We start from the raw sequence: 13,476 nt of genomic DNA, 5'->3' as shown, positions 1-13,476 counted from the left end.
CTCCGGCCCTCGCCTCACGCGGACCTTCAGCCCAGCCGCCGCCTGGCGGATTCGTAGAGACAGATCGACGCCGCGCTCGCGACGTTCAGCGACTCCTCGCCGCCGGGCTGTGGGATGCCGACGCGCAGGGCGCAGCGCCGCATCAACGCCTCGCCGACGCCCTGCCCTTCGTGGCCCATGACCCAGGCGCAGGGGCTCGGCAGCTCGGCCTGATGCAGCAGCGCATCGGCGTGCGAGCTGGTCGCCAGCAGCGGCACCTTCAGCGCGTCGAGGTCCTCGACAGCCAGCCCCTCGATCAAGCTCAGCCCGAAATGCGCGCCCATGCCCGCGCGCAGCACCTTGGGCGACCACAGCGCCGCCGTGCCCTTCAGCGCGAGCATTTGCCGGAACCCGAGCGCCGCGGCGCTGCGCAGGATCGTGCCGACGTTGCCCGCGTCCTGCAGCCGGTCCAGCACGACGGAATCCGCCCCGGCATCGATGCGCGGCTGCGCCGGCAACGCCAGTTCGAAGCCGATCTGCGCCGGCGACTCCAGCCCCGACACCGTCTTGAACAGCGCCGGCGAGACGACCAGCACCTTCGGCGCCGCGTCGGCCAGCGCGCGCAGCGCCTCGTCGGCCGCCGCCACGTCGGTGATCAGCGCCAGCGCCGGCCGCACGCCGCGCTGCACCGCGGCGCGCGCCAGGTGATCGCCCTCCAGCCACACGCCGCCCAACTTGCGGTAGGCGCCGCCGTCCTGCGCCAGCTTGCGCAGGCGCTGCAGGTGGGGGTTGTCTCGGGCGGTGATCGACTGCCAGCTCATGCGGCGCCTTCTTCAAAGTGATCCAACGAACGGGGCCGCGCGCGCTCCGGGAGGAGCGTTCGCGCGGCGGGATGCGCTCAGTCCAGCGCCGCGGCGTCGACCGCCAGGCGCATGTCGCTCAGGTCGAGCGACCGCACCGGCGCAAAGCTCTGCCGATGCCAGACCGTCGCGCCATGCACGCGCAGCGCCTCGAGGTGCTCGCGCGTGCCGTAGCCCTTGTGGCTGTCGAAGCCGTACTGCGGATGCTGCTCATGCATCTGCAGGCAGAAGCGGTCGCGGTGCACCTTGGCCAGGATGGACGCCGCCGAGATCGCCGGCACCAGCGCATCGCCCCGGACGATCGCCTCGGCCGGGATGCGCAGCACCGGCAGCCGGTTGCCGTCCACCTGGACGCGCCCGGGCTTCAGCCGCAGGCCCTCGACCGCGCGGCGCATCGCCAGCATCGTCGCCTGCAGGATGTTGATGCGGTCGATCTCCTCAACCGTCGCCTCCGCGATGCAGAAGCACAGCGCCTTGGCACGGATCTCGTCGAAGAGCTGCTCGCGCTTCTTCTCGCTCAGCACCTTCGAGTCGTTCAAGCCCTTGATCGGACTCTGGTCGTCGAGGATCACCGCCGCCGCGACCACCGGTCCGGCCAGCGGGCCCCGCCCCGCCTCGTCGACGCCGCACAGCAGGCCCTCGCCGGCCCACTCGAGGCCGAGCTGCGTCGGACGTTCAGGCGCCGAGGATTTTCGCGATCGCATCGCCGGCCCTTCGCGCGGTGTTGCAGCGCAGCTGTTGGTGGATCTCGAGGAAGCGCTCGCGCAGCCGCTCGCGCCGGGGCGCGTCGTCCAGCCACGCCAGGCCCTCGCGGGCGATGCGCTCGCCGGTGCACTCGTCCTGCAGGCATTCCGGCACCAGCGTCTCACGCGCCAGCACGTTGGGCAAGCCCACCCACGGCAACAGCGCCTTGCCCTTCATCCGCCAGGCATTGAACCAGTGCAGCTTGTAGGCGATCACGATCGGGCGCTTGAGCAGTGCCGCCTCCAGCGTCGCGGTGCCGCTGGCGACCAGCGTCAGGTCGCAGGCGGCCAGCGCGTCCTGCGCGCGGCCGTCCACCAGCGTCATCGGCAGGCCCTGGCCATGCTCGGCCATCAGCGCCTCGACCATCGGCCGCAACCCCGGCGCGATCGGGATCACGAAGCGCAGCGCCGGCCGCGCCTGCAGCATCCGCTGGGCCGCCTGCAGCAGCGGCGGGCCGATGTAGGTCAACTCGCTGCGGCGGCTGCCCGGCAGGATCGCGACGACCGTGTCGCCCTCCGCCAGGCCGAGCGCGGCGCGGGCATCCTCGCGGGGCGGCTCGAGCGGGATCTGGTCCGCGAGCGGGTGGCCGACGTAGGTCGCCGGGATGCCGGCCTTGGCCAGGATCTCGGGCTCGAACGGGAACAGGCACAGCACGTGGTCCGCGCTGCGCTTGATCGTGGTGACGCGCTCCGCGCGCCAGGCCCAGATCGACGGGCAGACGAAGTGCACGGTCTTGATGCCGGCTTCGCGCAGCCGCTGCTCCAGGCCGAAATTGAAGTCCGGCGCGTCGACGCCGACGAACACCGACGGGCGCTCCGCCAGCAGCCGATCCCCGAGCTGGCGGCGGATCGCCAGCAGCTCGCGGATGTTCTTGATCGCGTCCCAGTAGCCGAAGATCGACAGCTTGTGGCTGGGCCACCAGGCGTCGAAGCCCTGCGCCTGCATCTTCGGCCCGCCGATGCCCGCGGCGGTCAGGTCCGGCCAGCGCGCCTTCAAGCCCTGCAGCAGCAGGCTCGCGAGCAGGTCCCCGGAGGCCTCGCCGGCCACCAGGCCCAGTCGAGGATCCGTGGAGGTCATGTCAGGCGTCCGGGCCGATCAGCGGACGAGGCCGCGCTTGGCGCCGGCCAGGAAGTCCAGCATCACCTGGATGTCGCGGATGGACTCCGCGTCCTGGCCTTGCTTGAGCGCCTCCAGGTTGGCCACCGACTGCTCCAGCGTCGTGCCGTCGCGGAACAGCAGCTTGTGGACCTGGCGGATCACGCCCAGCCGGTCATTGCTGAAGCCGCGGCGGCGCAGCCCGGTGAGGTTGACCGCCCGCACCGTCAGCGGATTGCCGTCGACGGTCATGTACGGGGCGACGTCCTGCGCGACATGCCCCTGGAAGCCGATCATCGCGTGCGCGCCGACATGCACGAACTGGTGGACGCCGGTCAGGCCGCCGATGGTCGCCCAGTCGCCGACATGGACGTGGCCGGCCAGCGTGGCGTTGTTGGCCAGCACGCAGTGGTCGCCGACGATCACGTCATGCGCCAGATGCACGTAGGCCATGATCCAGTTGTCCGAGCCGACGCGGGTGACGCCCTGCTCCTTGAAGGTGCCGGTGTTGAAGGTGCAGAACTCGCGGATCGTGTTGCGATCGCCGATCACCAGCTCCGTCACCTCGCCGCCATGGCTCATGTCCTGCGGCATCGCGCCGATCGACGCGAACTGGAAGATGACGTTGTCGCGGCCGATCGTGGTCCTGCCCTCGACGACGGTGTGCGGACCGATGCGCGTGCCCGCGCCGATGCGCACCTCGGGGCCGATCACCGCGTAGGGACCGACCTGGACAGTGTCGTCGAGCTGCGCCTTCGGATCGACGATGGCGGTGGGATGGATCTGGGCCATGGGCGTGAGGAGGCTGCGGAAACGGGGCGGACGCCGGATCAGCAGTCCAGCTTGCGCATCGTGCACATCAGGCCGGCCTCGGCCACGATGTCGGTGCCCACCAGCGCCTTGGCGCCGAACTTGTAGATGCCGGCCTTGGCGCGGTCCAGCGTCACTTCCAGGATCAACTGGTCGCCCGGCTCCACCGGGCGCTTGAAGCGGGCGTTGTCGATGCCGGCGAAGTACACGACATGGTTCTCGTCCAGCGTGAAGTTGTAGCTCTCCACCGCCAGCAGCGTCGCGGCCTGCGCCAGCGCTTCCAGGATCAGCACGCCCGGCATCACCGGCCGGTGCGGGAAGTGGCCCAGGAAGAAGGGCTCGTTGATGCTGACGTTCTTGATCGCGCGGATGCGCACGCCCTTCTCCACCTCCAGGACGCGGTCCACCAGCAGGATCGGGTAGCGATGGGGCAGCTTCTCGAGGATGCCGTGGATGTCGATGCGGGTCTCGTTCATGTCGTCTTCTTTTCCAAGGCTCGCACGCGCTGGCGCAGCTCATAGAGCCCGCGCAGCGCGGCGGCGTTCTTCTGCCAGGACGCGGCGTCCTCGAAGGGCCACATGCCGGCGTAGGCGCCGGCCTTGTCGATGCTGTTGCTGATGTTGGCCGTCGGGCCGATCTGCACGCCGTCGGTGATCTTGATGTGGCCGTTGATGCGCGCCGCGCCGGCCACGATGCAGTTCGCGCCGATCTCGGCACTGCCCGCGATCGCCACCGCGCCGGCGATGGCCGTGCCGCGGCCGATCTTCACGTTGTGGGCGATCTGGACGAGGTTGTCGATGATCACGCCGTCGGCGATCACGGTGTCGCCCAGCGCGCCGCGGTCGATGCAGGTGTTGGCGCCGATCTCGACGCCGTCGCCGATGCACACCGCGCCGAGCTGCTCGATCTTCACCCACTCGACGCCGGCGGCGCCCTTGGTGGGCGCGAAGCCGAAACCGTCGGCGCCGATCACCACGCCGCTGTGCACCAGCGAGTGGGCACCGATCACGCAGTCATGGCCGAACACCACATGGGGCGCCAGGCGCGTGTGCGCGCCGACGCGGGCGTCCTGTTCGACGATGGTGTGCGCGCCGATGCGGGCGCCGTCGCCCAGCACCGCGCCGGATTCGATCACCGCATGCGGGCCGACCTCGACGTCGCGGCCCAGGGTCGCATCCGCCGCGACGGTGGCCGTCGGATGGATGGCCGGCGCCGCGCGCGGCTTGCGCATGTTCGCGGCCCACCACTGGGTCAGCCGGGCGAAATAGAGGTAGGGATCCGGCGCGACGATGCAGCAGGCGGTCGAGCCATCCCCCCGGCGCGCCGCGGCGGCCTCGGCCAGCTTGGGCGACACGATCACGCAGGCCGCGCCCGTAGTGGCGAGCTGGGCCTCGTACTTCGGATTCGAGAGGAAGGCGATCGCGTCCGCGCCGGCTTCCTCCAGGGGCGCGATCGCGCCGATCGCCACATCGGAGGCACCAACAAGATCGCCGCCCAAGGCGGCGATCAGATCCGAGACCACAAGCTGTTTCATGGTCACTTCTGAGCGTTGAGCTGGTCGATCACCTTCTTCGTGATGTCCACGCGGGGGCTGGCATGAATCGCATCCTGAACGATCAGGTCGTACTTGTCATCCTCGAAGATCTTCTTGATGACCTTGTTGGCCTTCTCGATCACCGCGGAGAGTTCCTCGTTCTTGCGCTGGGCAACGTCCTCGTTGAACTCGCGGCGCTTGCGCTGCAGGTCGCGGTCCTGCTCGATCAGCTCGCGCTGGCGGCGACCCCGTTCGGCTTCGCTCAGCGCGGGGCTGTCCTTGTCGAGCTTCTCGGCGGCGCCGCGCAGCTTGGTCTCTAGGTCCAGCAGGGCCTTTTCGCGGCGGCTGAACTCGGCCTGCAGCTTGGTCTCGGCGGCCTTGGCCAGGTTGGTCTCGCGCAGGATCCGCTCGCTGTTGACGTAGCCGATCTTGACTTCCTGGGCTTGCGCGCCCAGGGTCGTCGCACCCGCCAACAGGACGGTGGCGACGATCTGCGACAGCTTGCTCTTCATCAGAATGCAGTCCCGATCTGGAATTGGAATCGCTCGATTCTATCCGTGGACTTCTTGCGGATCGGCGAGCCGTAGCTCAGGCGCAGCGGGCCCATCGGCGACAGCCAGCTGATGCCCACGCCGGCCGAGGCCCGGACGTCCTGGAAGTCCAGCTTCTCGTCCTGCCCCCAGACATTGCCGGCGTCGAGGAAGCCGAACAGGCGGAAGCTCTTGTCGTTGCCGGAGCCCGGCACCGGGACGTAGAACTCGGTGTTCAGGTTGAACTTGCGGTTGCCGCCGGTGTAGGAACCGGTGACGTCGACCGGACCCAGCGTGCCGGGCTCGAACACCCGCACCGAGCCCAGGCCACCGCCGTAGAAGTTCTTGAAGATCGGATACGGCCGGCCGCCCAGGCCCTTGCCGTAGGCGAATTCGCCGTTGATCATCAGCGAGAACTTGCGGCCCAGCGGGAAGAACTCCTGGTACTGCAGGTTGGCGATCGTGTAGCGCGAGTCGCCGACCGGGCTCATTTCCAGGTTGACGCGCTTCATCGCACCGGCGGTCGGCGTGATCACCGAGTCACGGTTGTCCTTCTTCCAGCCGATCGTCAGCGGGATGGACATCGCCGAGGCGCCGAACTGCTCGCGGAACAGCCAGTAGCTGTTGGGCAGGCCGGTGCGCGTCGTGATGCGCGTGGTCTCGTAGCCGATGCCGAAGAACACGGTGTCGTCTTCCGAGAACGGCACGCCGAACTTGACCGAGCCGCCGTACGAGGCGAACTCGTATTCCTCGCCCAGGTTGTTGATCGGCTTGACGGTGCGGTAGAACACGTCGATCGCGCGCGACACGCCGTCGACCGTGAAGTACGGGTCCACCGTCGTCACGCCCAGCGAGCGACCGGTGCTGGCGGTGTTGACCTGGATGCCCAGGTAGTTGCCGGAGCCGAACACGTTCTCCTGCGAGATCGAGCCGGACAGCGACAGCTTGCTCGCGCTCGAGTAGCCGGCGCCGATCTGGATGTTGCCGGTCGGACGCTCCGTCACCGTCAGGGTGACGTCGACTTGGTCGGGCGAGCCCGGCACCTCGGTCGTGTCGATGGTGACGTCCTTGAAGTAGCCCAGCCGCTCGACGCGATCGCGCGAGGCCTTGATGCGCGCGCCGTCGTACCAGGACGATTCGAACTGGCGGAACTCGCGGCGGATGACCTCGTCGCGGGTGCGCGTGTTCCCGGAGATCAGCACGCGGCGCACGTAGACGCGGCGCTGCGGCTCGCCCACCAGCGTGACGGTGACCTGGCCGGTGGCGCGGTCGATCTCGGGCCGGCTCTCGACGCGGGCGAAGGCATAACCGAAGGTGCCGTACAGGTCCTGGAAGTTGCGCGTCGTCTGCGCCACCGCCTCGCCGTTGTAGGGCTGGCCCGGCTTGAGCGCCACCAGGCGCTTGAACTCCTCCTCGCGTCCGAGGAAGTCGCCTTCGAGCTTGATGCCGTTGACGGTGTAGGGCTGGCCTTCGCTGATCGTGATCGCGACGCTGATGCTCTGCTTGTCCGGCGAGATCGTGACCTGCGTCGACTCGACGTTGAACTCCAGGTAGCCGCGGTTCAGGTAGTACGAGCGGATCGTCTCCAGGTCCGCGTTCAGCTTGGCGCGGGAATAGCGGTCGGTCTTGGTGTACCAGGTCAGCCAGCCGGAGGTGGTCTGCTCGAGCAGGCCGGTCAGCGTGCTCTCGCTGAAGACCTTGTTGCCGAGGATGCGGATCTCGGCGATCTTGGCCGGCTCGCCCTCGGTCACCGAGAAGCTGACGTTGACGCGGTTGCGCTCGATCGGGGTGATCGTCGTCGTGACCTCGGCGCCGTACAGCGAGCGGGTCAGGTATTGCCGCTTGAGTTCCTGCTCGGCGCGGTCGGCCAGCGCCTTGTCGAAGGGCTTGCCCTCGCCGATGCCCACGTCCTTCAGCGACTTGGTCAGGGCCTCGGTGTCGAATTCCTTGAGGCCGACGAAGCTGACGTTGGCAATGATCGGACGTTCCTCGATCACGATGACGACCGCATCGGTGTCGAGATTGATCCGCACGTCCTTGAACAGGCCGGTCGCGAACAGCGCACGCAGCGCGGCGGCGCCCTTCTCGTCGTTGTAGGTGTCACCGATGCGGAAGGGCAGCGCCGCGAAGACCGTGCCCGGGTCGGTACGCTGCAGGCCTTCGACGCGGATGTCCTTGAGTACGAACGGTTCGGCGGCCCAGGCGGAACCGGCGTGCAGCGCGGTGGCCAGCACCGCCAGTTGGATCACGTGGGGGCGCAGGGCGTCGGGCAGGAATCGGGACATGCGGAAGCTTCAGTGCAGACCCAGCGTGCGGGTCAGATCGTTGAAAAGGGCCAGGCTCATCATCAGCAGCACGACGGCGATGCCTGCGCGTTGCAGCTGCTTGTGCCACCACTCAGAGACAGGGCGGCCGCTCAAACCCTCGAAAAGATAATACATCAGGTGTCCGCCATCGAGCATCGGCAGCGGCAGCAGGTTCAGCACCCCGAGGCTCACGCTGACCGCCGCGAGGAAACTCAGGAACGCCGTCAGCCCGAGGCTCGCCGACTGGTCCGCGGCCTTGGCGATCGTGAGGGGGCCGCTGAGGTTCTTTACCGAAGCTTCACCCACCAACATGCGGCCCAGCGTCTTCACCGTCAGCGCGCTGAGTTCCCAGGTCCGGGTCAGGCCTTGCCTCACCGATTCGACGGGACCGTAGTGGACCGTGACCAGCGCCGGCCGGGCGTCGAAGCCGGCGCCGATGCGCGCGACGCGCTGGTCGCCGGCGATCTCGACGCGCGGCGTGACCACCCGCTCGAGCTGCTGGCCGTCGCGAAGGACCTGCAGTCTGAGCGGCTCCGCCTGGTTGTCGACCACCGCGCGGCGCACGCGCTGGATGAACCAGGCGACGTCCAGCACTGGCTCGTCATTGACACGCAGCACGCGATCCCCGGGCAGCAGGCCGGCAGCCTCGGCGGGCTCGCCCGGGACCATGCGCCCCAGCACCGGCTCGACGAACACACCGCCCAGGCCGATGCGGCCCATGGTCTTCTCGTCGAAGTCGCGGCTCTCCAACGTGTCGGTCTCCAGCCGGACCGTGCGGCGGCCATGGCCGGCCGCGTCGCTGACGCTCAGCAGCAGCGGCCGCTTGTCGGCCACCGCCTGCGCCAGCTGCCAGCCGAAGTCCGGCATCGAACGCACGTCCTCCCAGTCCTCGCCATCGGAGGACCAGGCCTGCACCAAGTCACCGGCGCGCAGGCCGGCGCGCTCGGCCAAGCCTCCGGCCACCGGCGAACCGAGCAGCGCCTTGGGCTCCTCGCGCCCGATCCAGCCGACCGCCGCGAACAGCAGCACCGCCAGGATCAGGTTGGCGGCCGGGCCCGCGGCGACGATGGCCGCGCGCTGCCACAGGGATTTGCGATTGAAGGCCTGCGACTGCTCGCCGGGCGCCACCGGGCCGTCGCTTTCATCGAGCATGCGGACATAGCCGCCGAGCGGGATGGCGCTGAGCGTGAACTCGGTGCTGTCCGGCGACTTGCGCCGACGCAGCAGCACGCGGCCGAACCCGACCGAGAAGCGCAGCACCTTGACGCCGCAGGCGCGGGCGACGCGATAGTGACCCCACTCGTGGATCACGATCAGGATGCCCAGCGTGACGAGGAAATAGAGGACTTGGGAGAGCATCGCGGGCGTCCTGGATCGAAGGCGGGATCGGTGTGGCGACCGGTGACGGAAGGGTCAGACCGCGGCGGCAAGCGCCGCGATCCGCTGCCGGGCGTGCCGGCGAGCCCGGGCATCGAGCGCCAGCAGGCCTTCGACGCTGTCGACCTCGCCGGCCTGCGGCATCACCGCCTCGAGCGCGTCGCGGTTGATGCGGCAGATGTGATCGAAGCGCAGCTGACGGTCCAGGAAGGCGGCCACCGCCTCCTCGTTGGCCGCGTTCAGGACCGCGGTGCTGCCCTCGGCCGCGCGCAGCGCCTGCCACGACAGGTGCAGGCCGGGGAAGCGGACCGCGTCCGCCTCCTCGAAGGCCAGGCTGGGGGTCTTGAGCAGGTCCAGCAGCCCGGCGCCCGACTCGACACGTTCGGGGAAGGCCAGCGCATAGGCGATGGGCACCCGCATGTCGGGCGTGCCGAGCTGCGCCAGCACCGAGTGGTCGCGGCAGACCACCATCGAGTGCACGATGCTCTGCGGGTGGATCAGGACCTTGATCTGCTCGGGCTTGAGGTTGAAGAGCCAGCGCGCCTCGATGACCTCGAGGGCCTTGTTCATCATCGTGGCCGAGTCCACCGAGATCTTGCGACCCATCACCCAGTTCGGATGCGCGCAGGCCTGCTCCGGCGTGACATCGGCGAGCGAGGCCGGATCACGCTGGCGGAACGGCCCGCCGGACGCGGTGAGCACGATGTGGTCGATGCGCTGGGACCAGGTCGACCGGTCCTCGGGCAGGCACTGGAAGATCGCCGAGTGCTCCGAGTCCACCGGCAGCAGCGTGGCGCCGCCCTGCTCGACCGCCTGCATGAACAGCGCGCCGCCGAGCACGATGGCTTCCTTGTTGGCCAGCAGCAGCCGCTTGCCCGCGCGCGCCGCGGCCATCGCTGGCGGCAGTCCGGCCGCGCCGACGATCGCCGCCATCACCGCGTCCACCTCGGGGTGGGCGGCGATCTCGCTGAGCGCGGCCATGCCGTCCAGCACCTCGGTGCGCGAGCCGGCTTCGCGCAGTCTCGCGCGCAGTTGCGCCGCCAGCGCGGCATCCGGCAGCACGGCGAAGCGCGGCTGATGCTGCAGGCATTGGGCCGCCAGTTCGTCGACGCGACTCATCGCCGACAGCGCGAAGACGCGGTAGCGGTCGGGGTGACGCGCGATCACGTCCAGCGTGCTGGTGCCGATCGATCCGGTGGACCCCAGCACGCAGACCTGCTGCGGACGGTGGAAGGTGGAGCTCATCGCTGGGAAATCCGCGGTATCAGAGGGAGGTCAGCGCCAGTGCCAGCGGCAGGACCGGCAGCAGCGCGTCGACACGGTCCAGCACGCCGCCGTGACCGGGCAGCAGCTGGCTGCTGTCCTTGGCGCCGGCGGCCCGCTTGACCAAGGATTCGAACAGGTCGCCGACGACGCTCATCGCCGACAGGAAGACCAGCGCCAGCAGCGACACCAGGCCCAGCCGCTGCACCAGCACGGTGTACATCGAGGGCGAATCCACCGGCAGGCGCAGGTCGATCACATGCACCCAGACGACGCCCAGGACAATGACGCCGACGAGGCCGCCGATCGCGCCTTCCCAGCTCTTGCCCGGGCTGATCGCCGGCGCCAGCTTGCGACGGCCGAAGGTCTTGCCGGCGAAGTAGGCGGCGACGTCGGCCATCCAGACCAGGCACATCGCCGACAACAGGAAATTGATGCCGCGCTGGCGCGCGACGACCAGCGCCAGCCAGGCCGCCCACAGCAGCACCGCCCCGAGGAGCAGCCGCAGCGCCGGCGACAGTCTGGGCCAGCCGGCCACGCCGACCGCCAGCGCGCGCACGCCGCCAAGCACCCACAGCCCGCCCGCCAGCCACCAGCACCAGGCCGGCACCTGGAAACCGACGACGTAGAACGTCGCCGCGCAGGCCGCCGCCAGCGCGGCGCCGAACGCGAGCGCCGGAGCGCCGGGCTTGCCGTTCAGCCGCGACCATTCCCACCCGGCCGCCGCGATCATGACCAGCGTCAGCAGCGCGAACCACATCGGGTTCGACGCGAACAGCGCCGGCAACAGGATCGCGAGCAGGACCAGGGCCGTGATCACGCGCTGAAGCAGCATTTCAAGCCTCCTGGGCAACGCCCGGCACGTTGACGCCACCGAAGCGGCGGTCGCGCGCCCGGAACGCGGCGATCGCCTCGTCCAGTTGCGCTTCGCCAAACTCCGGCCACAGGCAATCGGAGAACACGAACTCGGTGTAGGCGGTCTGCCAGAGCATGAAGTTGCTGATGCGCAGCTCGCCGCCGGTGCGGATGAACAGGTCGGGATCCGGCGCATAGCTCATCGCCATGAACTCGGAAAGCTTCGCCTCAGTCAGTTCGGCCGGCTGCACGCCGGCCTCCATCGCCTTGCGGCAGGCCTGGACGATGTCCCAGCGGCCGCCGTAGTTGAACGCGACGTTCAGCGTCAGCTTGCTGTTGTGGGCGGTCGAGTTCTCGGCCTCGGCCCAGGCGGCCCGCAGCTTGTCGGACACCGCCTCGCGGTCGCCGACGATGCGGATGCGCACGCCCATCGCGCCCATGCGCGCCAGGTAGCGGGACACCGCCGCCAGCACCAGGCCCATCAGGCCGGACACCTCGTCGCTGGGCCGCTTCCAGTTCTCGCTGGAGAAGGCGAAGACGGTGAGGTACTCGATGTCGCGGTCGATGCAGGCCTGCACCACGCGCACCAGGGCGTCCACGCCCTGCTTGTGGCCGAAGAAGCGCGGCAGGAAGCGCTTCTTCGCCCATCGACCGTTGCCATCCATGACGATGGCCACATGACGGGGCACACCCGCCTTGCTGTCGGCGCTCACAAGGACGCGACGATCAGACGGCCATGATCTCGGCTTCCTTGGCCGAGAGCAGCTTGTCGATCTCGTTGACGACGCGGTCGGTCAGCTTCTGGACCTCGTCCTGGCTGCGACGCTCGTCGTCCTCGGTGATGAGCTTGTCCTTGGCCATCTTCTTGGCCTGCTCGTTGGCATCGCGGCGCAGGTTGCGCACGGCGACCTTGGCATCCTCGGCAGCACCCTTGGCGACCTTCACCAGATCGCGGCGGCGCTCTTCCGACAGCGGCGGCATCGGCACGCGGATCAGGTCGCCCTGCGACGACGGATTCAGGCCCAGGTCGGATTCGCGGATGGCCTTCTCGATCTTCTGGCCCATGCCCTTCTCCCAGGGCTGCACGCTGACCGTGCGGGCGTCCAGCAGCGTGACGTTGGCCACCTGCGAGATCGGCACCATCGAGCCGTAGTAGTCCACGTGCACCTGGTCCAGCAGGCCGGGGTGGGCGCGACCGGTGCGGATCTTCTGCAGTTCGTTCTTGTAGGCCTCGACGGACTTGGCCATCTTGGCTTCGACGTTCTTCTTGATGTCGGCGATGCTCATGTTCTTTTCCTCGGATCAAAGGGTCGAGCGGGATCGGCGGAGCAGGATCCGCTCCCGGTGGAGCGGCGATCCGGACTCCAACGCGCGAGCCGCCTCAGACGTGCACCAGGGTGCCTTCATCCTCACCCATCACGACGCGCTTGAGCGCGCCCGGCTTGAAGATCGAGAACACCTTGATGGGGAGCTTCTGGTCACGGCACAGCGCGAACGCGGTCGCGTCCAGGACTTGCAGGTTCTTGCTGATGGCCTCGTCGAAGGTGATGCGGGCGTAGCGCGTCGCGGTCGGGTCCTTCTTCGGGTCGGCGGTGTAGACGCCGTCCACCTTGGTCGCCTTGAGCATGATCTCGGCGCCCACTTCCGCGCCGCGCAGCGCGGCGGCCGTGTCGGTCGTGAAGAAGGGGTTGCCGGTGCCGGCGGCGAACACGACGACCTTGCCTTCTTCCAGATACTGCAGTGCCTTGGGGCGCACGTAGGGCTCGACGACCTGCTCGATCGCGATCGCCGACATGACGCGGGCGGTCATGCCTTCCTGGCGCATCGTGTCGGCCAGGGCCAGCGAGTTCATCACCGTCGCCAGCATGCCCATGTAGTCGGCCGTCGCGCGGTCCATGCCCACCGAGCCGCCCGCCACGCCGCGGAAGATGTTCCCGCCGCCGATGACGACCGCGACTTCGACGCCGAGCTTCGTCACTTCCTGGATTTCCTGGACCATGCGCACGATGGTCGCGCGGTTGATGCCGTAGGAGTCGTCGCCCATCAGGGCTTCACCGGAAAGCTTGAGCAGGATGCGTTTGTGGGCGGGCATTGTTACCTCGTCAATACAGCCGATAGAGAGA

Annotated in this window: 14 protein-coding genes; all 14 read right to left on the bottom strand. The window is 68.8% G+C overall.

The window, feature by feature from the left end; translation table 11 throughout:
- Window positions 1–26: 26 nt before the first annotated feature.
- The 14 genes from BM393_RS05035 to pyrH all read right to left on the bottom strand — a co-directional run bounded on the left by BM393_RS05035 (window position 27) and on the right by pyrH (window position 13,445).
- Window positions 27–800 (bottom strand): RNA methyltransferase, encoded by a 774-nt coding sequence (locus BM393_RS05035; RefSeq protein WP_091723015.1) that lies wholly within the window; start codon window positions 798–800, stop codon window positions 27–29.
- A gap of 77 nt (window positions 801–877) precedes the next feature.
- Complete coding sequence (gene rnhB / locus BM393_RS05030) at window positions 878–1,543, bottom strand: ribonuclease HII (RefSeq protein WP_091723010.1); 666 nt, start codon at window positions 1,541–1,543, stop codon at window positions 878–880.
- Window positions 1,515–2,660: a lipid-A-disaccharide synthase gene (lpxB, locus tag BM393_RS05025; protein WP_091723005.1), complete on the bottom strand. Its 1,146-nt coding sequence runs from the start codon at window positions 2,658–2,660 to the stop codon at window positions 1,515–1,517. Before lpxB ends, rnhB begins: the two co-directional genes overlap by 29 nt.
- A gap of 18 nt (window positions 2,661–2,678) precedes the next feature.
- On the bottom strand, window positions 2,679–3,470 hold the full coding sequence (gene lpxA / locus BM393_RS05020; protein ID WP_091723002.1) for an acyl-ACP--UDP-N-acetylglucosamine O-acyltransferase: 792 nt from the start codon (window positions 3,468–3,470) through the stop codon (window positions 2,679–2,681).
- Between the two features lie 38 nt (window positions 3,471–3,508).
- On the bottom strand, window positions 3,509–3,964 hold the full coding sequence (gene fabZ / locus BM393_RS05015) for a 3-hydroxyacyl-ACP dehydratase FabZ (RefSeq protein WP_091722999.1): 456 nt from the start codon (window positions 3,962–3,964) through the stop codon (window positions 3,509–3,511).
- The gene (gene lpxD / locus BM393_RS05010) at window positions 3,961–5,022 is read right to left on the bottom strand and encodes a UDP-3-O-(3-hydroxymyristoyl)glucosamine N-acyltransferase (RefSeq protein WP_091722993.1); all 1,062 of its coding nucleotides are present in this window, start codon (window positions 5,020–5,022) and stop codon (window positions 3,961–3,963) included. The genes fabZ and lpxD overlap by 4 nt, the downstream gene beginning before the upstream one ends.
- Window positions 5,023–5,024: 2 nt before the next feature.
- The gene (locus tag BM393_RS05005; RefSeq protein ID WP_091722990.1) at window positions 5,025–5,534 is read right to left on the bottom strand and encodes an OmpH family outer membrane protein; all 510 of its coding nucleotides are present in this window, start codon (window positions 5,532–5,534) and stop codon (window positions 5,025–5,027) included.
- A complete protein-coding gene (bamA, locus tag BM393_RS05000) occupies window positions 5,534–7,837 on the bottom strand; it encodes an outer membrane protein assembly factor BamA (protein WP_091722986.1) in 2,304 nt (767 codons plus the stop codon). The genes BM393_RS05005 and bamA overlap by 1 nt, the downstream gene beginning before the upstream one ends.
- A gap of 9 nt (window positions 7,838–7,846) precedes the next feature.
- The gene (gene rseP / locus BM393_RS04995; RefSeq protein ID WP_091722983.1) at window positions 7,847–9,217 is read right to left on the bottom strand and encodes an RIP metalloprotease RseP; all 1,371 of its coding nucleotides are present in this window, start codon (window positions 9,215–9,217) and stop codon (window positions 7,847–7,849) included.
- 54 nt (window positions 9,218–9,271) lie between these two features.
- Window positions 9,272–10,480: a 1-deoxy-D-xylulose-5-phosphate reductoisomerase gene (gene ispC / locus BM393_RS04990; RefSeq protein ID WP_091722980.1), complete on the bottom strand. Its 1,209-nt coding sequence runs from the start codon at window positions 10,478–10,480 to the stop codon at window positions 9,272–9,274.
- 19 nt (window positions 10,481–10,499) lie between these two features.
- Window positions 10,500–11,333 (bottom strand): phosphatidate cytidylyltransferase, encoded by an 834-nt coding sequence (locus tag BM393_RS04985; RefSeq protein WP_091722977.1) that lies wholly within the window; start codon window positions 11,331–11,333, stop codon window positions 10,500–10,502.
- Window position 11,334: 1 nt separating this feature from the next.
- Entirely contained in the window at window positions 11,335–12,066 is a 732-nt protein-coding gene (uppS, locus tag BM393_RS04980; protein ID WP_255511904.1) for a polyprenyl diphosphate synthase, read from the bottom strand.
- 13 nt (window positions 12,067–12,079) lie between these two features.
- Window positions 12,080–12,640, bottom strand: coding sequence for a ribosome recycling factor (gene frr / locus BM393_RS04975; protein ID WP_091722973.1), 561 nt, complete (start codon window positions 12,638–12,640; stop codon window positions 12,080–12,082).
- Window positions 12,641–12,734: 94 nt separating this feature from the next.
- The gene (pyrH, locus tag BM393_RS04970) at window positions 12,735–13,445 is read right to left on the bottom strand and encodes a UMP kinase (RefSeq protein ID WP_091722969.1); all 711 of its coding nucleotides are present in this window, start codon (window positions 13,443–13,445) and stop codon (window positions 12,735–12,737) included.
- Window positions 13,446–13,476: the final 31 nt, after the last annotated feature.

This window comes from Mitsuaria sp. PDC51 (assembly GCF_900113225.1).
In the GTDB taxonomy this organism is placed as follows: domain Bacteria; phylum Pseudomonadota; class Gammaproteobacteria; order Burkholderiales; family Burkholderiaceae_C; genus Roseateles.
This window is presented reverse-complemented; position numbering and strand designations above follow the sequence as displayed.